This window comes from Niastella sp. (genome assembly GCF_045805085.1).
Taxonomy (GTDB): Bacteria; Bacteroidota; Bacteroidia; order Chitinophagales; family Chitinophagaceae; genus Niastella.
This window is the reverse complement of sequence record NZ_JBJMLX010000002.1, coordinates 17647-44013: the sequence shown is the minus strand read 5'-3', so window position 1 is coordinate 44013 and position 26367 is coordinate 17647. Positions and strand designations below refer to the sequence as shown.

Below are 26367 nucleotides of genomic sequence, written 5' to 3'. Positions count from 1 at the left end.
TTCAACAAGTTATTATGGCGATAATGGCTGGACGATCGCCGACAAAGTGAATCGCTATACGTTGAACTATCGTAATAACTATAAGTTCAACGAGCGCCTGTCTGCAGGATTTGCAACCGTAGGATCGGTTCGCCAGCAAAGAGCGCCGGGCGCCCTGGCGCGCAACAGCAACCCGGTTGAAGGGAAGTTTGACCGTGATTTTGATATCAACCCCTTCAGCTATGCCCTTAATACCAGTCGCACTATTACGCCATTTGATAAAAACGGTAACCGCGAATATTTCAGAAGGAATTTTGCGCCCTTTAATATCATCAGTGAACTGGAGAACAATTACCTCGATCTGAATCTCATCGACCTCCGCCTGCAGGGCGATGTGTCGTACAGGATCTTTAAAGACCTGAAGTATGAATTTGTAGGCGCCTTTCGCTATGTAAAATCTTCCCGCGAGCATGTGATCACCGAACACGCGAATATGGCGGAAGCGTATCGCGCTGCCGGAACTTCCACCATCCGTCAGCATAATAAATTCCTGTATCGCGATCCCGATGATCCCGAAGCGCAACCAGTAGTGGTTTTGCCGTATGGTGGTTTTTACAACCGCACGGAAGATCTGTTACAGAACTACGATTTTCGTAACAGTCTTACGTGGTCAAAGATCCTCAGGGAAAAACATACCATCAATATCCTGGCCGGTCAGCAGGTGAAGTATGCCGACCGTCAGCGTTTCTCCAATACGGGTTACGGCTATCAATATGATAATGGCGGAACCCCATTTGTTGATTACCGGATCCTGAAACAAAATATTGAAAATAATTTTCCCTACTATGGCATGAGCCGCGACTACGATCGCTTTGAAGCCTTTTATGCCTCGGGCAATTATTCCTACGACCTGAAATACAATTTCTCCAGCACCATCCGCTATGATGGTTCCAACAGATTGGGACAATCGAAAAAAGCCCGCTGGCTGCCTACCTGGAGCGTGGCCGGATCATGGAATGTAGAACAGGAAGCTTTTATGCGGGATGTACACTGGGCCGATTACCTCACCCTGCGCGCCAGCTATGGATTAACGGCCAGTATGGGGCCGGCTACCAACTCAAGCATTGTGCTGAAGAATATCAATACCCGCCGCCCATTTCTCAGCGAAGTGGAATCGGTGATCCAACTGGCCAACCTCGAAAACGCTGATCTTACCTGGGAAAAATTATATACCACCAACCTGGGAATGGATGCCGGGTTTTTCAAACGCCGGCTCACCATGAGCCTCGATGTTTACCGGCGCAGAAGTTTCGATCTTATCAGTCTGATAAAAACATCTGGTATTGGCGGAGAAACACCCAAGGCCGCTAACTATGCCGATATGGAATCAAAGGGAGTGGAACTGTTGATCGGTGGCGAAGTGATAAAACAAAAGAACTGGGGCTGGAAGGTGAATGCCACGTTTGGCTATAACACCACCGACATCACCAATGCCAGGAACAATCCGCTCATCTTTGACCTGGTTATAGCAGAAGGCGGCAACCGCCAGGGTTACCCGGTACGAAGTCTGTTCTCTTTAAATTACAAAGGGCTCGACCATAGATCCGGTAAACCCATTTTTGTTGATCAAACCGGTAAAATAAGTTCAGACGTATACCTGCAGGACGACAACATCAGTAACCTCGTTTACAACGGAGCGGTAGACCCTACCATCACCGGTGGCTTATCCAATACCTTTCATTATAAAGCATTTTCCCTGAACATTTTTCTTACGTACCAGGCAGGCAACCGGATCAGGTTGTATCCGGCATTTCATGCCAACTATTCAGATATGAATGCCATGCCTAAAGAATTTACCGATCGCTGGATATCGCCGGGCGATGAACAATATACCAGTGTGCCCTCCATACTCGATGCCTATTACCAGGCACAGTTGGGCGGGGCATACCCATACAATAATTATAACTATTCAACACAACGGGTTGCCAAAGGAGATTTCATCCGGTTAAAAACCATGTCACTCACGTGGCAGGTACAATCTGACTGGATCAAAAAAGCAGGCGTGAATAATTTGTTGCTGACCGCCTCGGCTATCAATCCCTGGTTGATCTATGCCGATGATAAACTGAAAGGACAAGACCCTGAGTTCTTTAATGCAGGGGGCGTAGCGCAGCCTATTCAAAAGCAAGTGACATTGTCGGTGAAGTTAGGCATTTGAGAATGTGAAAGGCCAGGCAAAGGGCAAAGGGCAGAGGGCAGAGGGCAAAGGCTACTTCGCGGCAAACTTAAAATCGGCAATCGGCAATAAAAAACCGGAAAACAGAAACACAAGTCATGCAAAGACTACTATCATACACAACATTCATATTACTGCTGGGAGTAACCAGTTGTAAAAAGTTTTTAGAACAGCCTCCCGATAACCGGGCAGTGCTGAATTCGCCGGAGAAAGTATCGCAGTTATTAGGCACTGCCTATCCGCAGGCTAATTACATGGCGTTTTGTGAAAGCATTTCAGATAATGTGGCCGATAAAGGTATTGGCGCACTGGAGCGCACGAATATCGATCCATTCAATTTTAAAGATGTGGCCAATACTGAGGAGGATTCGCCTGAATTTTACTGGAATGCCTGTTACAAGGCCATTGCTGCTGCCAACCAGGCGCTGGAATCCTGTGCAAAAGCAAAAGACCCGGCAAATTATACCGCACAAAAAGGCGAAGCTTTAGTATGCCGCGCCTATGCACATTTTATGCTGGTGACCTTTTTTTCAAAAGCGTACGATGCCACAACTGCCGGTAGTGATCCCGGTATTCCTTATGTGCTGCAACCCGAGAAAGTGGTCTTTCAGCAGTATGAAAGAAAGACGGTGCAGTATGTGTACGACATGATCGAGAAAGACCTGACCGAAGGATTATCCCTGATCGATGATAAACATTATGGCGTGCCTCGCTATCACTTCACCAAAGCAGCCGCCCATGCTTTTGCTTCCCGGTTCTATTTGTTTAAACGGGAGTATGCAAAAGTAGTGGAACATGCTTCCATGGTTTTTCCCAATAACAATGTGGTGGCCATGTTACGTCCATGGAATACCGAATACCGCATTCTTACTTATAACGAATTGTGGGCACGCTATGCCAAAGCCACCGAGCCGGCCAATCTGTTACTGGCGGAAACGCGATCGGTTTGGGCCCGTAATTATGCAGGTGTGCGGTATGGACTGGATTACTCAAAATCAAACGAAATAATAGTAGCGCCGAATGTAACCGGTGGTACCCGCGTATTCTGGTACCAGTTGTATACAGCAGGCACCAATAATTATTTTATTCCTAAAGTGAACGAATATTTTGTAAGGGAGTCGGTCAATGCCGAGATCGGTTTTCCCTATGTGATGGTGCCGTTGTTCACGGCCGAAGAAGTGTTGTTTAACCGCGCAGAAGCGAATGTATACCTGAACCGGATCGATGATGTGCTGAGCGATCTGAATACCTATGCCAGCACCCGCATCTTCAATTACAATGCATCGACACATGCGATCACTGCCAGCAGGATCAGATCATTTTATCGTACAAGTGATGTGCAGCAAGGTGCGCTGGCGACCGTGATGGATTTTAAACGCGCAGAATTTGTACAGGAGGGTATGCGCTGGTTCGATCTGCTGCGCTATAAAGTACCGGTTGTACATCCCACTGCCGAAGGACCGGTATTAACCCTCGCTGCTGATGATCCCATGCGGGTGTTTCAAATCCCGGATGTGGCGAAACTGGCAGGAATATCGCAAAACCCAAGGAAGTAGATAACCATTACCATTAAACTGAATCCTATAATGAAGAAAGTCACAACATATCTCTGTATAATCCTCCTGGCATATGGATGCAAAAAGAGCGAAAACTTAGGAAGTGTAGATAATATTCCCGGATTGGGTGGCGATACCTGGGCAAAAGGTCCGATCGATAACTGGGTATATACCAATTTAACCAAACCCTTCAACATCTCCGTCAAGTATAAGTGGGACCAGTTTGAACTGGAACTGAACAAGAACCTGGTGCCGCCGGATGAAGGAAAGATCGTTCCTGTAATGGAAGCAGTAAAGAAAGTATGGATCGATACCTATATAGCCGAAGCCGGCGATGTATTTATAAAAAATTATTGTCCGAAGTTTTTTGTGTTGTGCGGCAGCGCCAGCTGGAATACCGATGGCACTATTACCCTGGGTACTGCTGAGGGCGGACGCAAGATCGTTCTGTATGTGCTGAACGATTTCAGAACAAAAGCCATGGCGGATTATACGCCTTCCGACTCTAATACAGTAAAGCAACTATTTCACACCATAGAACATGAGTTTGGTCATATCCTTCATCAGAATGTTTTGTACCCTGAAGATTTTAAACGGATCACACCTGGTTTTTACACCGCCAACTGGAACAATGTATCAGACAGGGCTGCCCGGCGGGATGGTTTTGTAACGGCTTATGCCATGTCGGCCCCCGATGAAGATTTTGTAGAAATGATCGCAATGATGCTGATCGAGGGCCGGGCTGGTTTCGATAAGATCGTTAACTCCATTCCGCCTGGCACCAGCGTCAATGGTATTACCCAGGCCGATGCCATTGCCAAATTACGTAAGAAAGAAGCGATGGTGGTAGCGTATTATAAGGATGTGTGGAGTATTGATTTCTATTCATTACAAACAAGAGTTAGGGGAGCGGTTGATGCCCTTATAAAATAAAAACATGAGTGACTTATTGAAAGTATACATCGTGTGTATCGGTTATCTCTTCCTGATGGTGTTCGTTAAAAGAATAAGGGAAAGAAGGGAAAGGAAATGATGAAGTTGATAAAGTTGACCAGTTAATCAGTTAATCAGTTGATCAGTTGACAAGTTAACAAGTTGACAGGGTTGATAGAGTTGATAAAGGGATTGGGTAATAAGAAAATGGCTTTCAGTTCAGAATTTGGTTTTGCCGCGTTGCCGATTGCTCTCGGCTAAGCCGGGACCGATTCACGAAAAAAAACTACTTATGAAAAGAATAGTACAAATAATTCTGGTAGCGATCATCTTTACGGGCTGTCATAAGGACAAGAGCCCTTTTAGTAAAGGCGCAGACGATCGTATAAACGAACAGCTGGGTAGTTACCAATCGGTGATCACAGGGGCGGCCAATGGCTGGACGGCCACCCTGATCACCAAACTGGGCAATACCTATAGTTTTTATTTCCGGTTCAATGACAGCAACCGGGTGTTTATGTATTGCGATTTTGATACTACCACTGCCGGCGTGCTGAAAGAAAGCAGTTACCGGTTGAAATCCTTGCAACAACCCTGTTTGCTCTTCGATACCTATAGCTATGTGCATTTGCTGGCCGATCCCGATGCCAGTAAAAATGGGGGGCTGTATGGCGGTGGTTTGTTATCGGATTTTGAATTTTCCATTGACACCTGCACTGTAGACAGTATCAAATTGACCGGTCGCTTTAATGGCAGTGCAGCTATTTTACGAAAAGCTTCACCACAAGACCGGGCAGCCTGGGAAAACAAAGCCGTGCGTAACAACCTGATAGGATTGAACAACCTGGGAAAGATCCTAAACTACTTTAAACGGCTTACGTATAACGGTACGGAATATGAGATCCGGATCAACTCCATTTATAAAGTAGCGATCATAACCTGGAAGGATGCTGCCGGCCTGATGCATACTGTTGCTACGCCTTATTTTATTTCCGCAACTGGGGTGGTGTTCAGCATTCCGATAGTGAATGGAAGTACTACCATTACAGGTTTCAACATTATTGGATTTAATACAACAACGAATACAGTTCAGGTACGGTTGAATAACACGGATGCCACAATAGCCGGGGCAATAAGACCTGTAGATCCCGATGTACAGGCTGCCCGGCGTTGGTGGCAATGGGGCGCTGATGCGCAGAGCTATTGGTTTTCCTGGAACGGTTTTCATGTGAATGGGGTAGATGATGCGTTTAACCTGAAGTCACTGAAGACCGACACTTCGCAGTACTATTATCTTACTTACTGGCCAGGGGTGCAACCTGCCAGCGGATCATCCTTTGATGCGCTGATCCCATTTTACTACATCCCCCGCATCAATGACATTGACTTTATCTATGGCACTGCGCCAAATCCGACATTTCAACCAGATGGCCGGGTTTCGTTCAGTTTGTTGGGCGATCTCACAGTGGGCCCTTATCCAACGACCGGTCCTGCTTCTAAAATAAAAGAACAATTTGTTAACAGCAATGGATACTGGTTTATTCAAACCGGCGAGAATAGCTATGACATGGTGAGTGCGAAGGATGCGAAGACATGGATCACCTGGCAGCATTAAGGTATTGTATGTCCTATTTAAAACCAGACCTGTAAGGTTCGCCATTGGGTATTAAACAAGCAGAAAGAATGTGCGAACCTGACAGGTCGAATAGCATTCAAGGTCTGGTACAACTAAGAACTCAGAACAAAGAACTATAAAACTACTGCTCCATGAGAAGAGGCTACTTGTTATTATTACTGCTTTTTATTGCTTTTCAATCAAAAGCCCAGGTTGATATTCCCATTGGAACGGGGACAACAGGGAATGACAACCAAAGTTATCCCTGTCCCATCCAGGACTGGTTCGAAGGGAGTCGCGCTCAGTATTTATACCAGGCATCCGAGTTGACTGCTGCGGGTATGGGTGCGGGTACGATCAGCTCCATCAAGTTCAATGTGCTGGATGTAAATGGAGCCGGGTTATCGGAAAAAATAGTGATCAGGATCGGTGGCACTACCGTGGTCACCTTATCAACCAATAGCTGGGACGATTTTATAGGAACGCCAATTGAAACAACACCCGTAGATTACCAGCCAGTGGTTGGCGCCAACGTATTTAGTTTACCAACGCCTTTCTTCTGGAATGGTACCGATAACATCCTGATAGAAATTTGTAATGGCGATCCGGGTAATACCACGGGCGCCTGGTATACGGAAAATCCAACGATTGCCTGGACAACCGGGTTATCGTTCAACGGGTCGCATACCTATATCAGCGATAACCAGGGCAGCTTGTGTGGCACTATCAATACTTCCAATTCGGGTTCGCAAACCACGCGACCCGATCTTATTTTTTCCTGGACGCCAGCCAATACCTGTACGGGCAAACCCAATGCCGGCACAGCTGCCACTTCATTAACGAATGTATGCCTGGCGCAAAACTTTACACTCAGCCTGAGCGGTCAAACGATTGCTTCGGGCATTACTTATAAATGGCAATCATCTCTCAACAATACTACCTGGACGGATATTCCCGGCGCCACCTTACCGGCGTTCACCACCAGCCAGGCTGTTACGCAACGATACCGGGCCATAGTTACCTGTACCAGTGGTGGGTTGAAGGATACTTCCAATAGCGTGCAGGTAATTTCGCCCGCATTGGTGCAGGGCGTGTATTCTATTAATAGCGCTCAGGCAACAGGCGGCACCAACTTTCAGTCGTTCAACGATGCGGTGAATTTTATCAAGTGCGGCATCAGCGGTGCGGTTACCTTTAACGTAGCGCCCAATAGCGGACCGTATGCCGAGCAGGTTACCATTCCGAATGTGGGTGGTACTTCCACAATCAATACTGTCACTTTTAATGGCAATGGCGCCACGCTGGCCTGGAATACGGCTGATGGTAACAATCGCACGGGGATCATTCTCGACGGGGCCAAACATATTATCATCGATAGTTTGAATGTAGATGTGTCGGCAGGAAGTTACGGTTGGGGGATTGTGCTAACAAACAAAGCCGACAGCAATATCATTCGAAGATGTACGATCAATACGAATAATGCTGCCACAACCACCAACTATGCAGGCATTGTGATAAACGGGTCTGCAGTCGGTACGGCATTTTCGGGTAATAATGGAAATGGCAACCTCATCAGTGGCAATACGATCATTGGTGGTTATTATGGCATTTATGTATATGGGAATACCAATCCTTATAATACCGGAAATGTAATTGAGAAGAACAGGATACTGGAAACATACAGTTATTTCATTTACGTGTATGGAAATACCAACCTGTTGATAACCGGTAATGATATCTCGCGGCCATCGCGCTCATCCGTTACAACTACATACGGGATTTTCACCACAACCACGCTAAACACCCTGGTAGAAAAGAACCGGGTGCACAACCTGTTCGATGGCGCAACGGGTAACAGTTCAACGGTCTATTGTATTTATAATTCCGGTTCCGGTTCATCAGCTACCCAACTCAACCGCATAGAAAATAACCTGGTGTACAATATCAATAATGGCGCCGGTGCTATTTATGGCATTTATTCGCCGGGGTACAATAACAACAGTTTTTATCACAACACCCTTGTGCTCGATGATGCTGCTGCCTCGTCAGGCACTACTTATGGTTGTTATATCTATGGGGCCGAAGTGTATGTGAAGAATAACCTGGTAGATATTACCAGGGGAGGTACGGGCACCAAGTACTGTATGTACTTCTCCGGTACCGGGGTCACCTCTTCAGCTAACAATGACCTGTATCTGAATGCACCGGCCGGCACCAATAATTATGGTTACTACAATACGGCGTGGACAACCATGGCCGGCTGGCAGGGAACGGGCTTCGACCTCAGCAGTGTGTCGCTCGATCCGCAGTTTATAAATGCAGGCGCCGGCAATTACCGCCCCGCGAATGTATTCCTCGATAATATGGGCGCTGCAGTAGGGGTGACCAGTGATATATTGAATGCCGTGCGCAGTACTTCAACGCCTGATATTGGCGCTATTGAATTTGCATCGGCGGCCTGTACTACACCACCAGTACCCGGAGCAGTGACCAGTACCGCCAATCCTGTTTGCGCCGGCGTGAATTTCTCTTTAAATCTTACCGGTGGTACAGCCGGGGCAGGACAAACCTATCAATGGCAATCCTCACCCGACAATGCCACCTGGACCAATATCACAGGAGCAGTAAGTTCTACGTACAGCACCATGCAAACAGCCAGTACCTGGTACCGCGTATCGGTTACCTGCGGTACGTTTACTGTAATCTCTAATCCATTCCAGGTAAATACGGCTGCTGTTTCGTATGCTACGCTGCCCTTTACGGAAAGCTTTGAAGATCCCTGGGTGAATGGTTGCGACATTCGCGACATTCCCAATAATTTCTGGCGCAGCAAACCGGGCACAGGTAACAACTCCTGGCGCCGGTTCGATGATGGCGCAGCAGCTGCCTGGACAACGCCCGCCGGTGGCGGTTATACGCCCCCAGCTACGAATGGCATCTATTCGGCCCGCTTCCACAGCTATTTTGCCTCCAGCGGCTCTATGGGCTCCCTCGATTTTTATGTAAACTGTAATACCGGTGTTCCCAATAAACGGTTACGGTTCGATTATATCAATACCAGTGGCGGCGATACCCTGGAAGTATTACTGAGCACCGACGGTGGCGCTACCTTTACTCATTTGGGTGGTTATGCAGTGAATACCAGTTGGGATAAGAAGATCCTCAACTTTGTTTCCAACTCGGCTACCACGGTGATCCGCTTCCGCGCCACCGCTGATTTTGGTGGTTCAGATATCGGCATAGATAATCTCTCTATGTTCAATCTGCAGGATTGTGTCGGAACACCGGTGCCAGGCACTACCGTATCGAGCAATACGATGGTATGTCCCGGTTCGCCGTTCACCTTAAGTGTAAACGGATTGCCGGTACAAAATGGCCTGACCTACCAATGGCAATCATCGCCTGATAACCTGGTATGGACAAACGTTTCCACGGCAACCGGCGAAACGTTGACCACTTCACAAATTGCGGCTACCTGGTATCGCCTCTTTGTTACCTGCGCCAATGGCAATCAAACTGCCGGTTCTGTTCCGGTGCTGGTGCCCATGCGTGCGCCGGTGTATACCGCATTACCATACACAGAAAGTTTTGAGAACACCTGGATCAATGGTTGCGATACCCGCGATGTGCCGAACGATTTCTGGAGCAATGATCCAACTGCCGGTGATGAATCCTGGCGCCGGAATGATGATGGCGCTGCAGCAGGCTGGTTCAGTAACAATGGGGCGTATGCACCTGCCGCATCGCATGGCAGTTTTTCCGCCCGCTTCCACAGCTACGATGCCAATAGCGGCGCGCATGGCAATTTCGATCTGCATATCAACGCCAGTACAGCCGCCACCAATAAACGATTAACCTTTAGCTATATTAATACCAGTGGCAGCGATAGCCTGGTAGTGCTGGTGTCAACAAACGGTGGGGCCAACTTTACCCGGTTAGATAGTGTGGGGCTTCGCAGTGTCTGGTCGCAAAAAGTTATTTTCTTTAATTCTACATCTGCTACTACGGTCATCCGCTTTCAGGCAGTTGGTGATTTCGGGGTTACCGATATTGGACTGGATGATATCCTGGTGGCCGATTGGCCTGATTGTTCGGGTGCCCCCAATGCCGGCACAACCACTACATCCAGTTCGACTGTTTGTGTGGAACCATTTACATTAGGGGTAACAGGCATCAGTACAGGTAATGGCATTACCTATCAGTGGCAGGAGTCAGTAGATAGTTTGGTTTGGACCAACATCACCGGCGCTACCGGTATTTCCCTGACTAAATCCCAGGTAGGCACGCATTGGTATCGCCTGGTTACCACCTGCACATTGAGCAGCACTTCAGCTAACTCAACCGCGGTAAAGGTGATCTCGCCCACACCGGTGCATGGCATCTTTAACATTAATAATACACAACCAACAACTGGTAACAACTTTAATAATTTCAACGACGCCTACAACTTTATAAAATGCGGTATTGACGGACAGGTAACCTTTAATGTACAAACAGGTACCGGTACGTACAATGAACAGTTGATCATGACGGCTATCCCCGGCGCCTCAGCAACAAATACGGTAACGTTTAAAGGCGTTGGCAGCGGCGTGATCGGATTTGCTTCTACCAATACCAACGAACGGGCCGTGATAAAACTCAAAGGCACCCGGTATATCATCCTGGATAGCCTGATTATAAAAGCCAGTGTGGGTACGTATGGATACGGCGTACAGTTGATGAGCAATACCGATTCGAACATAGTGAGGAACTGTACCATTAACCTGTCAACCAGTTCTACTACCCAAAACTTTGCCGGTATTGTGGTGAATGGTTCCGATGCAGGCCCCGTTACAACCGGTAACGTCTTAAGCGACTTTAACGAATTTACCGGTAATACGATCACAGGCGGTTATTATGGCATTACACTGGTGGCGAGCTTTAATAACGGCGCCAACGGCAATAACAAGATTACCAGGAATATCATAAAAGACTTTTACTCCTATGGTATTTATGTGGCCGGTAGCTATGCAACGGTGATCGAGAAGAACAGCATCAGCCGGCCGGCACGTACCGGGGTAACCGATTTCTATGGTATTTATTTCACCACGGAAAAGAATGCGGGTTGTGCCATCAGCAAGAACCGCATCTTCAATCCGTTTGGCGGTGCGCCCAACAGCACTGCGGCCTTCTATGGCATTAATTCTAATAATTCCAGCGGTTCAACCGGTGGCACCAATAATGAGAACGTTGTAAGCAATAACCTGATCTATGATGTAAATGGAAATGGGTTAGTGTATGCGATCTTTAACACTGCTTCGGACAATACCTGGTATTTTCATAATACCATTTCGCTGGATAATATTGCTTCTACTTCTACCGCAGCAACAAGAGGGTTTTATCAAACCGGAACTGCGGGCGGTATTTTCTTCTACAATAACAATATCTCCATCACCCGTGGCGGAACCGGTACCAAGTATTGTATTTACCTGGCATCGAACCTGCCTCCTGGTGCAGATAACAATAACTATTATCTCAATGCTGCAGCTGGCGCCAATGCCGTAGGTTTTTACACGGCGAGCCGTGCGCAGTTGAGCAACTGGCGCACAGCTACCAACCTGGATGCAAATTCTTTATCGATCACTCCGGCTTTTGTGGATCCGGGCAATGGCGACTTTACACCAGGCAACGCCGGTATAGATAACAAAGGCACCGGCATTGGTATCGCTGACGATATAAAAGATCAACCGCGCAGCACCACCACACCTGATATTGGCGCCTATGAGTTCACGCCATCACCTTGTGCTCTTCCATTGGTGAATGGAAGAATAGATCTTACACCCGATACTATTTGCCAGTACAATCCCGTGTACCTGCATGTGAACATCGGTGCATTCGGTTCCGGCCAAACCTTCCAGTGGCAACAGGCCAGATCATTGACCGGCGCCTGGGTAAATATAGGTACGCCGATGCTGACACCCGATACCACCATTATTGCCGATACCACCAGCTATTTCCGGGTGCAGATCTCCTGTGGCGTCAACACCGTTTATACCGATACGGCGCTGCTGGTAGTGAACCCTGTTTTGCCAAACGGTATATATACTATCAATAAGAATGGACCGTCCACTTATATACCCGGTAAACCCGGTGGTAACTTCCTGAGTTTTGCCGATGCAAAAGCAGCCATGGGTTGCGGTATTGGCGGCGCCATCGTATTTAATGTAGCACCAAACTCAGGACCATATACCGAGCAATTGATCCTGGATAGCATTCCCGGTACCTCGGCCATCAACACCATAACCTTTAATGGAAATGGTAACACCATCACCTTTAATGCCACCAACAACAGCCAGCGCGCAGTGATAAAACTGAATGGCGCCGATCATATCATTTTCGACAGCCTGGTGATTGAAGCCGGTGGCGGTACGTATGGCTATGGCATACAACTGATCAATAATGCAGACTCCAATATTGTCCGCAAGTGTATTATCAATACATCCGTTTCTTCAATAAATACCAATTATGCCGGTATTGTGATCAACTCAAGTGATGCAGGCACTATTTCAACCGGTAACACGCTGTGTGATGCCAACGTGTTCGACGGCAATATTGTTACTGGTGGTTATTATGGCATTACGCTCGTGGGCAATACAACGAGTGCTGGTTTCCTCAATAACAACAGCTTTACCAATAACACCGTACAGGATTTCTATAATTATGGATTGTATGTAACCGGTACCAATTTCACCACGGTGACAGGTAATAAATTTACCCGGGCTGCGCGTACCAATACAGCTACCAGTGTGTATGGTATTTATGTAACCACCGCGCCGAGCAACCGGTTAAGCATTTCGAAGAACAGGTTCAGCCGTTTCTTTGGCGGCATCAGTGCCAACACGGCCACCTTCTATGGTGTGTATCATAATAGCGTTTCGGCAAGTCCAGAAGATACCGTAAGCAATAACCTGTTTTACGACCTGGATGGCAACGGGCCGGTCTATGCCCTGTACAATACCGGATCGTCCAACATCTGGTACTATCATAATACGATCTCTATTGACAATACAACCAGTACGGCAACAGGTGCGAGTGTGGGTTTCTATCACACTACTACAGCAACCGGTATTCAGTTTGTGGATAATATCATCACCATCAACCGGGGTGGAACCGGCGTCAAACACGCCATTTACCTCAACTCCACCAGCAGTGAAGTATTATCGAACAACAACGACCTGTATGTAAACGCCACCAATGCCAATACCGGCTTTTACACGGCCAATCGCACTACGCTGGCCGACTGGCAAACAGCCACCAGCAGTGATGCGAATTCGCTTGGCATGAACCCGCTTTATACCGACGTTATCACCGGCAATTATATGCCACAACTGGCTGCCATGGATAACAAGGGTACACCGGTTGGCATTACAACAGATATTGTGAATGCGGTGCGTTCAACCACCACACCGGATATGGGCGCCTATGAATTTGCGCCATTGCCCTGCCAAACCCCTCCAGTGGCTGGTACAGCCATCGCAACACCCTCATCAGGGTTGTGTCTGGAAATGCCGATTGAACTTAACGTGACCGGTCATTCGCCATTAGGCGCTATTACCTTCCAGTGGCAATCGTCACCTGATGGAACGAACTGGACAGATATCGGCCCCGTACAATATTTCCCGAAATATAATACCAAGGCCGGGTTGAATACCTGGTACCGTGCGGCTGTAACCTGTACCAATAATACCGTGTATACGGCGCCGATACAGGTAACCCTGAATAACATTCTGCTCACCGGTACATATACAATAGACCCCGCGAAGCCGGCTGCTTTACCAAACTTTACTTCGTTCCAGGCCGCAGTGGATGCTCTGTTGTGCGGGATCAGTGGTCCGATCATATTTAAAGTGGCAGCGGGTACTTATAATGAACAGATCAGGATACCTTATATTCCCAATACATCAACTGTAAACACCGTAACGTTTGAAAGCGATAATGGCGTAGCCAGTTCGGTGAACCTGAGTTTCGATGCTATCACTTCCGCTAATTATACGCTGAAGCTGGACAGCACCCGGTATTTCATCTTTAAGAACCTGACCATCAGCGGCACCAATACCACCTTTGGTCGCGTAGTGGAACTGGCAAACACCGCTTCATACGACAGTATTGTAAACTGTATTATCACCGCGCCGGTTGCAACGGTGGCTTCCAATACCCTTGCCGGTATTTATGCCAACCAACTGAAGGGAACCAATAACGTCATAAGAGGCAATACCGTCAATAACGGCGCAACCGGTATTTACTTTACGGGTACCGGTACAGGCGCAGGTTTAACACCCGATCACGTGATCGACAGCAATACCGTGAACAATGCCTGGCAGAATGGTATTTACACTGCCAATATCAAACGGCTTCAGCTCAATAAAAATACCGTGAACCTAAACGGTCCGGTAAATGCAACGGCCTATGGTATTTATGCAACGGATTGTGATTCGTCATACAATATAACCGGCAACCATATTGCCATCAGCAATACAGGAACCATTGTATATGGTCTGGCGCTGTTCAACAGCGATAGTTCGCTTACAAAACGCGGCAAACTCGCCAACAATATGGTGACCGCTGTTAATAACAACACCGGCACCTTGTATGGCATTTACCTGAGCGCTTCACCAGGCATCCTGGTTGCCAACAACGTAGTGGCGCTGCAAACAACCGGCTCAGGTTCATATGGGATGTACCACAACAACTTTAGTGTAGCTGATTACTTCAATAACAGCATCAACAGTACAACGGCTACTGCAACCAACAACCACGCCATGTACCTGTTGAATACAACGGCGAATGCAGTACAGTTACGTAATAATATCTTTTCGGCAAAAGGCGGTGGCGTAGCCCTGTATGTGAACAACAGCAGCCAGTCGCTCACCAGTGATTACAATATGCTGTACACAACAGGTTCAACCCTGGTGCAACGTGCCAACCCCGCAGGTTTGTTTGCCACCCTGGCCGACTGGAAAGCCGGTTCTTACTGGGATAAGTATTCCATTACCTATACACCTGCCTTTGTAAGTGATAACGACCTGCATCCCGATCTGGCTAACCCAGATGTGTGGGCCATGCATGGCCGTGGGGTACAGATCCCGGGCAACGATCGCGATATCAATGATTCCATCAGGCCGGTATTGCTAACACAAGGTGTACCCGACCTCGGCGCCTGGGAATTCTTCCCAACGGCACAGCCAACCCTGTTGACCGCCACACCTGCCACACCGGCGGCCAACCAGTTACAAACATTTATGTATGGTACCGATACGGTGATGAAGATCACCTGGGGGCCAACGGCACCGGCCACCCTGGAAGCGCGCCGTTTCTCGGGCGTTGTGCCATCCGGATTAGTGTCGCGCCCTGACTCCATGTTCTTCTATACAAAAGTGAATATCCCCGGTGGTGGTAATTATGATTACAATATGGAATTGTTCTACCTCGATCCATGGCAGGGTTCCATCCCCGATCAAAACCAGTTGGGTCTTGGAAAAACAACCGTGTCAAACGCGTGGGTAGTAGGCTTTAGCAGCCGGGTAGATGTGTTGAAGAAAAAGATCACGCAAACTTCGGTGAATTATATCGATCGCTTTACCGGGTTGATCAATCCATATGCTCCGCCGGTACTGCCTGAAAAAGACAGCTCTAACCGCGGTAAACGGTTCTGGGTGGGTTACCAACGGAGTTATGATTTCAACCCCGGTAGCAATTCACAGGAAATGGTATTGTACATGAGCACTACCGATCAACCGGCCAATGTACAGGTTCGTATCAATGGCACCAGCTGGGTACGGAATTATGTGATCCCGCCATTTACGACAAAAGCATCAGACTTTATGCCAAAGACCGGTTTGGATGATGCCCGTCTGCTGGATGAAGGTTTGTACGATCGAGGCATCAGTATCGTGAGCGATGTGCCTATTACGGCCTATGCGCATATCTTCGCCAGCGCCAACTCCGGCGCCACCATGTTGTTCCCGGTTGGCGTATGGGGTTATGAATATTACTCGCTGAACAACCGGCAGAATTACAGCACTACCGGTGCCTATACCACCATTATGGTGGTGGCTGATAAGGATAACACCGTGGTAGAGATCACGCCATCGGTTCCAACGCTGGGTGGAAAACCTGCCAATGTTCCATTCAGGATCACCTTACAGGCGGGAGAGGTTTACCAGGTGCTGGGCGCCATGATAAGCGGCGCCGACGGATACGATCTTACCGGTTCCATTATAAAATCAATTCCAAATGCGAACAACGAATGTCACCCGATAGGCGTGTTCACCGGAAGTTCACGTACAAGTATTGCTTGTGGTAACGGGGTAGGCTCTTCAGGCGACCTGTTCTTACAGCAAACCTTCCCATATTCGGCCTGGGGTAAAACCTACCTGACAGCGCCGACCTCCACCAGCGATAACATCAGTACGCTGATGACAAACATTTACCGCATTATGGTGAAAGATCCAACGACAATAGTAAAACGCAATAACGTTCAATTACCCATTACCAGCTTAATCAATAACCGTTACTATCAATATGAAAGTAATACTGCTGATATTATTACCGCAGATAAACCGGTTACCATGGTACAGTATATGTCCTCATCAGGCAGCTGTCCCAATACCGGTGGCGATGGAGATCCGGAAAGTAATATTCTGAGTCCGGCAGAACAGGCCATCAGCGGCTTCTCGGGCTTCTACCGGAATAACCGCGATGCGATCGACATCAACTATCTGACACTTATTCTTCCCACCGGAGGTATGAGCTCGCTGAAAATAGATGGGGTGCCCTGGGCTGCTATCCCTGCTGCCGATAAAACAAGTTATGCGCACTCGCAACCTGGTTATACCGTAGCCATCAAGAAATGGCCGGCCGGGGCAGGACAAAGTTCTGTAGAAAGTGATTCTACCTACCTGGGGCTGGTGTATGGTTTGGGCAGCGTGGAAAGCTATGGCTACAATGTAGGCACCATGGTGAAAACGCTGCAGGGATTGGGCACTATCTCCAATACCCTGAACAATGGCACCAAAGCCGAATACACCTGTGCAGGCACGCCGTTCCGGTTCACCGCTTATCTGCCCTTTATTCCCAATACGCTTACCTGGAAATTCAGCCGCGTACCGGGTTTAACGCCAAATGCGGATGTGACCGTGAATGCACCGGTGCCAGGCGACAGCATAGTAATAAATGGCGAGAAGAATTATGTATTCCCATTGAACCAGGATTATACGTTTGCTAACCCGGGTGTATACTCTGTAGAAATTATCTACGATCACCCGGATATTGAAAGCTGCGATCACACCGGCCGCGACCTGATCTTTGTACAGGTAGTACCGGCGCCAAAAGCAGACTTCACTATCAACTTCTCCGGTTGCGTGAAAGATGTAGCCGAGTTTACCGGAGAAAATAACGCCCAGAATGGCATTGCGGTAAACCAGTGGAAATGGAATTTCCATGATGGCACTAAGGCAAACGGACAAAAAGTTACTTACAAATACACGACGGCAGGCACCTATACAGAAGACCTGCAATCGATAACAGCCGATGGTTGTATTGGCGATACCACCAAACAGGTAGTGGTGAAACCAATACCGGTGCTGAAAGCGCAATCAGTAGTGGTATGTACCGGGCGCGATACCACGCTTTCAGTAGAAAATCCGGCTGCAGGCGCTACCTACACCTGGTATACTTCAGAAACCGGTGGTACGGTGGCAGGAACAGGACCAAGCCTGAAAATTACCAATGTAACAGCTGGTACCGATTACTATGTACAGGAAACTTCACCAACTAGTTGTAGTTCGGAAAGAACAAAAGTATCAGTAGCCGTGCAAAGCTCCATTCTGCAACCAGTAGTATCAGTTGATTCGGTAGGCGCCAACCTCGTTCGCTTCACGTGGACGGCTGTGCCAGGCGCTACAGGTTACCAGGTATCACTGGATGGAGGCAGCAACTGGTCAACCCCTTCTTCAGGTTCTACCGGATTGAGTCATACGGTAGCCGGCTTACAACCGATGCAAACAGTGACCATCATAGTGAAAGCGCTGAGCGCTTGCGTGGAAGCAAGATCTGCACCGGTATCACAACAGGTATTGCCCGATGGCGTGTTCATCCCCAACAGCTTTACACCCAATAACGATGGATTGAATGATGTGCTGAAAGTATATGGCTACAAGATCAAAGAGCTGAAGCTGGTGGTGTTTAATCAGTGGGGTGAGCAATTGTTTGAATCGCGCGATCAAAGCCGCGGCTGGGATGGGATGTACAAAGGCAAGGTGCAACCAAGTGGGGTGTATATGTATGTGTGCCGGCTGGTGTTGACGGATGGAACTGTGGTGGATAAGAAAGGAGCGATCAATTTGATTAGATAGGCAAAGGGCCCTCCTACGCTAAAGCTTCGGCGGGCGAGGCAGACGGCAAACGGCAGAAAGAAATGCACAACCTCCCTCCCGACCAGTCGGGAGGGCCGGGGGAAACCTAAAAGCTTCGGCGGATAATGCAAAACGATAAATGAGATTATATGCAAATACTATATAGATGGATGGTGTTAATAGTTGTGCTGTTGGTGAGCATACATAGCAGGGCGCAGAATGTTTCGAACCGGGGAACGGAGTTTTGGGTGGGGTATGGGCATCATCAGTTTATGGAGCAGGGTTCAAACAATATGAACATGGTGTTGTACCTGAGTGCGGAAGATCAACCTGCAACAGTTACTGTAACGATCGACAGCAGCGGACCCTTTGTGGCAACCTGGTGGCGCAAAACGTATACAATACCTGCTTATACGGTCATTGCATCTGATATTATTCCAAAGGGCCCTATCAATGTAGCCGCTGCACCTGGTGATCCCCTGAGTGATCCCAATTACGATGCGCGTTTGTTTTCCGATCCGCCACCTGCCGGTACCGGCGGGGCGGGGGTGTTCCGAAAAAAAGGCATTCATATAGAAAGCAATGTGCCCATAGTGGCCTATGCCCATATTTATGGTTCTGCTTCTTCCGGCGCTACGATGTTGTTACCGGTTACTGCCTGGGGTTATTCCTATGTATCGCTCAATAGCAAGCAGGAGTATGCAAGCGATTGTTACAACTGGATGTATGTAATAGCCAGTAAAGACAATACCGTGATCCAGGTTACGCCTTCGGTGTTGACCCGGGCGCAGGATAAAACAGGACTACAACCCGGTGTTTCCACTACTGTAACCTTAATGAAGGGCCAGATCTATCAGGTAGTAGGCGCCAATGACGGGGCCGACGCCAATGGAAATGGCGGTAATGCCGGTACGGGTAAACAGCTAACGGGAACCATCGTTCGTTCCATGGCCAATGGCGCCAACGATTGTAATCCCATTGCGGTATTTGCCGGCAGCAGCCGTACGGCCAACCCGGCCAGCTGTGGCAGCGGGGGTGGGGATAATGATAACCAGCAATTGTTCCCGCAACATGCCTGGGGTAAACGTTATCTCACCGCGCCATTCTCCGGATCGAGCACCCCGTTGTCATTTTCCAGAAGTACCTACAAGATTGCGGTAAGAGATCCGGCTACCGTTGTAAAAGTGAACAATCAATTGATCACCGGTGCGCCGTACAATGCACCACTCGTCAATGGCAATTATTATGTATACGAGAGCAGCACGGCCGACCTGATTGAAGCTGACAAACCCATTGAAGTGATGCAGTTCATGACCGGTGGTAGTTGTTTGGGCAATGGCGGATTGGGTGATCCGGAAATGGTGGTACTGAGCCCGGTGGAACAGGCTATTAAAAGCGTTGGGTTCTTCCGGAATAATAATCAATCCATATCGGTGAATTATGTTACCGTGATCCTGCCCACGCCGGGAGTAGGTTCTTTACGAATTGCAGGCAGCGCCCTGTTCAGTGCCCAGTATGCGCATCCCAATATGCCGGGCTATTCGGTAGTGATAAAGCGCTGGGATTGTCCGTTACCACCTGCGGCGCCGTTGGGTCAATGCCTGGTGACCTGCGACTCTGCCTTTACCGGTATCACTTATGGATTAGGAAGTGTGGAGAGCTATGCTTACAACGTAGGCACCTATCTGAATAACCTGAATGCAGTGGGCAGTGTGCACAACGAGCCGGATACCACCAATGGCGGTAAGAATCCTCATCAATTCACCTGTGTAAATACGCCGGTTAAGTTGTCGGCCCTTATTCGCTACCAACCTTTGAAGCTGGTATGGAACATCAGTACATTAGGTGGGGTGGTAACGCCCAATGCGAATGTAACGCTCGATCCCGCCTCTACAGCATATGACGGCATCGTAATAGTAAATGGCATTACCTATTATAAATACACTTTACCGGGTACGTACATTTTCAACACACCCGGTACATATACCATTCCTATTAAATCAAGCAGCCTTTCGCTTGACAACTGTAACAATACAGAAGAATTAAAAATTTCGATAGTAGTAAAACCAAAGCCAACGGCTGATTTTACGTTCTCACATCCGACGGGTTGTATAAAAGATACCGTGAGTTTTACCGGTCCGGCTTCAACGGGCGCCTATACCATCAGCCAATGGAAATGGACCTTCCCCGATGCTACCACCGCCGGGGCGCAGAACCCTCTCAAACGATTTACTACTACCGGCACGCAGAATGTACAACTGGCCGTAGTGACCACCGATGGTTGTGTGGCTGATGTTACCAAATCGCTTACGGTGTTTGCACCACCGGTAACTACAGTAAGCGCAACGCCGCTGGCTGTTTGTGAAGGCGGAAGTATTACATTTAGTGAAACATCTTCTTACGGCGGCCCGGTGCCCATTAACACCTGGTATTGGGATTATGGGAACAATACCAATGCTACCACTACCAATGGCAATACCCAAAGCGTAGTATATCCTGCGTATGGCAGTTATACGGCCAAACATGTGGTAAAGGTGAGCACTGCCTGTGTGAGTGATACGGCCACAGTTCCGGTTACCGTATACGCCAAACCGAAGCCCGGGTTTAGTTACCCGGCCGGTTGTTTGCCCGATAATGGCATTGTACAATTTACCGATACCACCAAAGTGCCCGATGGACAGGCGCTCAGCAGCTGGAGCTGGAATTTTGGCGACCCCAATGCCACACCGGCCAATCCCAATACGGCTGCGGTGCAAAATCCATCCCACACGTATGCTTTTGGCAATTATACCATCCAGTTCAGTGTGACCACTGCCAACGGATGTACCAACAATATTTCGGTGCCTGCCACCTTTAGTCTGCGACCCAAATTGAATTACCCGGCATTAAACGCCATTTGCGCCAATCAATCAACGGCTGTTTCCGTTGCTACGGCTACGGTTACCAATGGTGTACCCGGCACGGGCGTGTACAGCGGACCAGGTACTACTGCCACAGGAAGCTTTACGCCGTCTATTGCAGGCGCAGGTACACATACGATCACCTATACGTTTACGACCACCGCCGGTTGTACCGAATCGATAACAAGCACGATAACAGTATATCCCAAACCCACTGCGGTGTTTACGGCTACGCCGGATATTTGTTTGAATGAATCGGTTACGTTCGCCGATCAGTCAACCATTGCATCGGGTACCATAACTACCTGGCGCTGGGACCTGGGCGATGGCAACTGGGTGTCGAAAACTAACAATACTGCGTTTACCCACACCTGGGCTACAAATAACACGTATGTGGTAAAACTGGTTGCCGTGAGTGATAGGGGGTGTACCAGTGATACCACAACGCACCCGGTAACAGTACATCCGCTGCCGGTAACTGATTTTAGTTTGCCTGCTGCGGTATGTATGCCGGGTGGTGCAGCGGAATTTAAAAATGCCACAACGGTAGCTGATAACTCGGCGCTTAGCTATACCTGGAACTTTGGTGATAACAGTACCGTGTCGCATGCCGCCAATGCCAGTCATGTGTACAGCGCTTCGGGCTCATATGCAGTGCATTTGCAAGCCACCTCGTCATTTGGTTGTACCAGCGGCGCCACCAAAACATTGCAATCGTTTTACAACAAACCTGTCGCTGCCTTTACCGTAGCGCCCGACACCTTGTGCCAGGGCAGCAATACGGAGTTCAGCGATGCCAGCACAACCAGCAACAGTCCCATACAACAATGGAGCTGGGACTTTGGCGATGGCAATGTTGACACCAAAAAAGACCCGGTAATAAAATATAAACAACCCGGTAATTATACCGTACAGCTAAAAGTAACCAATGGTGTGGGCTGTATATCGGCTGCATTTACCAAACAGGTGGTGGTATACCTGCAGCCGGTGATAGATGCCGGTCCTTCCTTCACGGTGCCAGAGGGGACCATGGTGCAATTCAATCCTACGGCCAATGATTCTACTGTGCTCAGTTTCCACTGGTCGCCCGGAACAGGGTTGAGTAATGCGAATGTGTTACGCCCCTTCCTGCAGGCGATGGTTGATGAAACATACACACTAACGGCTATAGGGGAAGGGCAATGTATTGCCTCGGATGATTTGAAAGTAAAAATATTGAAACCGGTGCTGGTGCCCAATGCCTTTTCGCCCAATGGGGATGGTGTTCATGATACCTGGAACATCACCAACCTGAGTGATTATCCCGGTTGTACGGTGGAAGTGTTCAATCGCTATGGACAACGGGTCTTTTATTCGGCTGGTTATGGCACGCCCTGGAATGGAACGGTAAGCGGTAAGCCACTGCCCATGGCTACTTACTATTATGTTATTCATTTAAAGAATGGGTTTGCGCCACGTTCCGGTTCTATTACAATAGTGAAGTGAGGGAAAAGTTGACAAGTTGATAAGTTGATGAGTTGACAAGGTGAAAGGCAGAAAGCATAAAAATAATATTCATAACGCAAAACTAAACGTGATGAGAAAGAGCTTATTGATTTTAATCACTGCTTGTTTAGGATCGCTGTCTTCAAAATCGCAGGTAGATCCGCATTTTTCGCAATACTATGTCTATCCTGCCTGGTTGAACCCGGCGTTAACCGGCGCTTTTGACGGTGACTATCGCATATCGGGAATATACAGATCGCAGTGGGGGAATATCAGCAGTCCGTTTACAACGCCCGGAATAGCGGTTGATTTCACCACGAACAAGAATTCCAATTTCGGCGCCAGTGTGCTGAATCAAACGGCTGGCGATGGCGGTTATAATTATCTCACTGCCTATGGCAGTTATGCATACAACGGCGTTCGTTTTGGTCCGCAGGAATACCATCGCATTGTAATGGGGATGCAGATCGGGGTCATACAACGCCGGTTCAACCGTTCGAAGCTCAGCTTTGGTGATCAATGGAATCCTATAACGGGTTACAACCCGGGCGTTACTTCTGCTGAAGTATTCAGTAAAACTTCCGCTACTTCCTTTGATGCGGGCGCCGGCATTTTATACTTCGATGCCACACCCGGTAAGAAATTAAATGTATTCGGCGGGTTCTCGGTATCGCACCTTACCCGCCCCGACGACAAATTCAGTGAATCAGGTGATGCCCGGTTGCCGATGCGGTATACGGTGCATGGCGGCGTAAGAATATCATTGTCAGATGTGCTTAGTCTAACTCCCAATATCTTATACCTGAAACAGGGAAAGGCGCAGGAGAAAATGCTGGGCGCGTATGCCAGGATGGTAGCAGCTCCCGGAACCGATGTAATGCTGGGCGCCAACTACCGCTTTAAAGATGCTTTATCGCCTTTCGTAGGCTTTACTCATAAAAATTTAGTGCTCGGCGTGAGCTATGATGTGAACACGTCTGATCTGGGAAGAATGGCGCATGGCTCCAACAGTTTTGAGATCTCGTTATCCTTTATTGGAAAACGATCAGTAAAAACACCGGAAATCGAGTTCGTCTGTCCGCGCTTATAGTCATAGGTACACCAATGTCCTGAAAACCTGGCGGTTGGTTTCTACCAACTGCCTTATTTAAACACAATACCCTGTCAATATAAAAGAAGAAGTATGAAAAAATTATTTGCTACCGGGCTTATCAGCTGCAGTTTGTTTGCAGCCAGGGCCCAGTTCACTTACGATTATTTGCGTGCCGCAGATAATTATTATAAGAAAGCCGATTATTATTCAGCGGCCCAGTATTACGAAAAGTATTTAGGCACTGCGGCGCAGAAACTGAAGAAAGAAGAGTACAGTCCATATACGGTGCCATCTTCTGCGGTGAAGAAGAACAATGCGCCGGTAAGCAGCCGGCAGCAGGCGTTATACAGGGTGGCTGACAGTTATCGTTTGTTGCACGATCATGCCAAAGCCGCTACGTATTACAATCAAACGCTTGATGCCAGGGCCACGGAATTTCCATTGGCGCGGTATTACTATGCGGTGGAATTGCGTGCACTGGCCAATTATGAACAGTCGGAAAAAGAGTTTACCGTTTTCCTGGACGAACACAGGGATGATGATCAGTATGCAGAATCAGCAAAGAAGGAATTGATGAGTCTGCGCTTTATTCAGACCCAATTAAAAAAGAAAGACCTGAAACTGTACAATGTACAAAAGGCAGCTACGCCCCTGAATACGGAAGGCGCCAATTATGCACCGGTATGGTTGAATGATAATACCTTGTTGTTTACTTCTACCCGTATTGATAGTAATAGCAAGAACCAATCGCATATTAACCGGGTATATACAACACTCATTAGTGATGGCGTAACAGGTGACGTAAAACCATTTCCATTACCACAAGCCGGTGAAATGCACCAGGGGGTGGTAACGCTCACACCGGATGGGAATACGCTCTTTCTTACCCGCTGGACGATCGTAGGTGGCAGAAAGATCTCGGGTATTTACAGCAGTCATAAAAATGGAAAGGATTGGAGTGAGCCGGTGTTGCTGGATAGCTTAATCAATGCCGAAGGTTCCAGCACCCAGCAGCCATTTGTTATGCCGGGTGGAAAATACCTGTTGTATGCCAGTGACAAACCCGGCGGTTTTGGCGGGTTCGATCTTTGGTATGCAGAACTGGATGGCAACGGTAAACCGGTTCGCACGGAAAATATGGGTGCGGTGATCAATACGGTCAATGATGAACAGGCGCCTTATTATCATGCCCCTTCTTCTACACTCGTATTCTCTGGTAATGGCCGCGTGGGCATGGGTGGCTACGATTTCTATTACAGCAAAGGAAACATCAATGACTGGAGGCCACCGGTGAACTTTGGTTACCCGGTCAACTCCGTGAAAGACGATATCTATTTTGTAAGTAAGGGTGGGGTAAGAAATGTGCTGGAAGATGTTTGGCTCAGCAGTGACCGCGAAGCTACCTGTTGCCTGGAACTGTTCTATTTAAGAAAGCTGTTACCGCGCAAACAGGTGAGCGGACAGGTGGTATCCTGTGAAGATAAACAACCGCTGCCCGGCGTTACCATCAACATCCTCGATACGGTTCAAAATAAAGTGGTGTATACGCAAACTACTGCCAACGATGGAAACTACTCCTTTACGCTCGATGAGTTTCAACCGTTAAAAGCAGTGGCTACTATCAGTGGATACAGCAATGGGGCATTACCATTTTATACACCGGTTGATGAGGAGGCAGATCAGCTGATAAACCCGGCAATCTGTTTAATAAAGGATGTGCCGCCGGTTGAGGAAGCTATTGTAATGGACAACGTGTATTATGATTTTGATAAAGCCACCCTCAGGGACGAATCTCACGCTTCATTAGACAAGCTGGTAGCCATGCTGAACGCGCATCCTGACATCTCCATCGAGCTCAGTGCGCATACCGATAATAAAGGTTCTGAAGACTACAACCAGCGCCTGTCTGAAGCCCGCGCCCGCGCCTGCGTGGCCTATCTCATTAGCAAGGGAATTGATAAAAACCGCTTACAGGCGAAAGGTTATGGTTCTACCAAGCCTATAGCACCGAATGCGAATGAAGATGGGTCGGATAACCCCGAAGGCAGACAGAGGAATCGTAGGACTGAATTTAAGGTGGTGAGGAGGAGTTGACCAGTTGATCAGTTAACCAGTTGACGAGGAAGAAGTATGTTATGAGGAAAAAAGTAGGAAGTTGATATGGTTGATAAAGTTGAT

The 26367-nt window shown here is 48.2% G+C and carries 7 protein-coding genes and 1 pseudogene; all 8 read left to right on the top strand.

Going from position 1 to position 26367, the window contains the following annotated elements:
• Positions 1 to 2197, top strand: a pseudogene (locus ACJ751_RS00255) (SusC/RagA family protein); the annotation flags it as partial.
• A gap of 116 nt (positions 2198 to 2313) precedes the next feature.
• On the top strand, positions 2314 to 3771 hold the full coding sequence (locus ACJ751_RS00250) for a RagB/SusD family nutrient uptake outer membrane protein (protein ID WP_407743355.1): 1458 nt from the start codon (positions 2314 to 2316) through the stop codon (positions 3769 to 3771).
• 30 nt (positions 3772 to 3801) lie between these two features.
• A complete protein-coding gene (locus ACJ751_RS00245) occupies positions 3802 to 4704 on the top strand; it encodes a putative zinc-binding metallopeptidase (RefSeq protein ID WP_407743354.1) in 903 nt (300 codons plus the stop codon).
• Between the two features lie 292 nt (positions 4705 to 4996).
• Positions 4997 to 6319, top strand: coding sequence for a DUF4302 domain-containing protein (locus tag ACJ751_RS00240; RefSeq protein ID WP_407743353.1), 1323 nt, complete (start codon positions 4997 to 4999; stop codon positions 6317 to 6319).
• 152 nt (positions 6320 to 6471) lie between these two features.
• Positions 6472 to 18711 (top strand): gliding motility-associated C-terminal domain-containing protein, encoded by a 12240-nt coding sequence (locus ACJ751_RS00235; RefSeq protein WP_407743352.1) that lies wholly within the window; start codon positions 6472 to 6474, stop codon positions 18709 to 18711.
• Positions 18712 to 18860: 149 nt separating this feature from the next.
• Positions 18861 to 23096 carry a PKD domain-containing protein gene (locus ACJ751_RS00230; protein ID WP_407743351.1) on the top strand — a complete coding sequence of 1412 codons (4236 nt, stop codon included), beginning with the start codon at positions 18861 to 18863 and terminating at the stop codon, positions 23094 to 23096.
• Between the two features lie 91 nt (positions 23097 to 23187).
• Positions 23188 to 24186 carry a PorP/SprF family type IX secretion system membrane protein gene (locus ACJ751_RS00225; RefSeq protein WP_407743350.1) on the top strand — a complete coding sequence of 333 codons (999 nt, stop codon included), beginning with the start codon at positions 23188 to 23190 and terminating at the stop codon, positions 24184 to 24186.
• A gap of 93 nt (positions 24187 to 24279) precedes the next feature.
• Positions 24280 to 26283 (top strand): OmpA family protein, encoded by a 2004-nt coding sequence (locus ACJ751_RS00220; protein ID WP_407743349.1) that lies wholly within the window; start codon positions 24280 to 24282, stop codon positions 26281 to 26283.
• The last annotated feature ends 84 nt before the right edge of the window (positions 26284 to 26367 follow it).

Excerpts from the sequence above, each read along its gene's own strand:
- ACJ751_RS00245 (WP_407743354.1), top strand. The coding sequence starts at position 3,802 with ATGAAGAAAGTCACAACATATCTCTGTATAATCCTCCTGGCATATGGA.
- ACJ751_RS00240 (WP_407743353.1), top strand. The coding sequence starts at position 4,997 with ATGAAAAGAATAGTACAAATAATTCTGGTAGCGATCATCTTTACGGGC.
- ACJ751_RS00235 (WP_407743352.1), top strand. The coding sequence starts at position 6,472 with ATGAGAAGAGGCTACTTGTTATTATTACTGCTTTTTATTGCTTTTCAA.
- ACJ751_RS00230 (WP_407743351.1), top strand. The coding sequence starts at position 18,861 with ATGCAAATACTATATAGATGGATGGTGTTAATAGTTGTGCTGTTGGTG.
- ACJ751_RS00225 (WP_407743350.1), top strand. The coding sequence starts at position 23,188 with ATGAGAAAGAGCTTATTGATTTTAATCACTGCTTGTTTAGGATCGCTG.
- ACJ751_RS00220 (WP_407743349.1), top strand. The coding sequence starts at position 24,280 with ATGAAAAAATTATTTGCTACCGGGCTTATCAGCTGCAGTTTGTTTGCA.
- ACJ751_RS00250 (WP_407743355.1), top strand. The coding sequence starts at position 2,314 with ATGCAAAGACTACTATCATACACAACATTCATATTACTGCTGGGAGTA.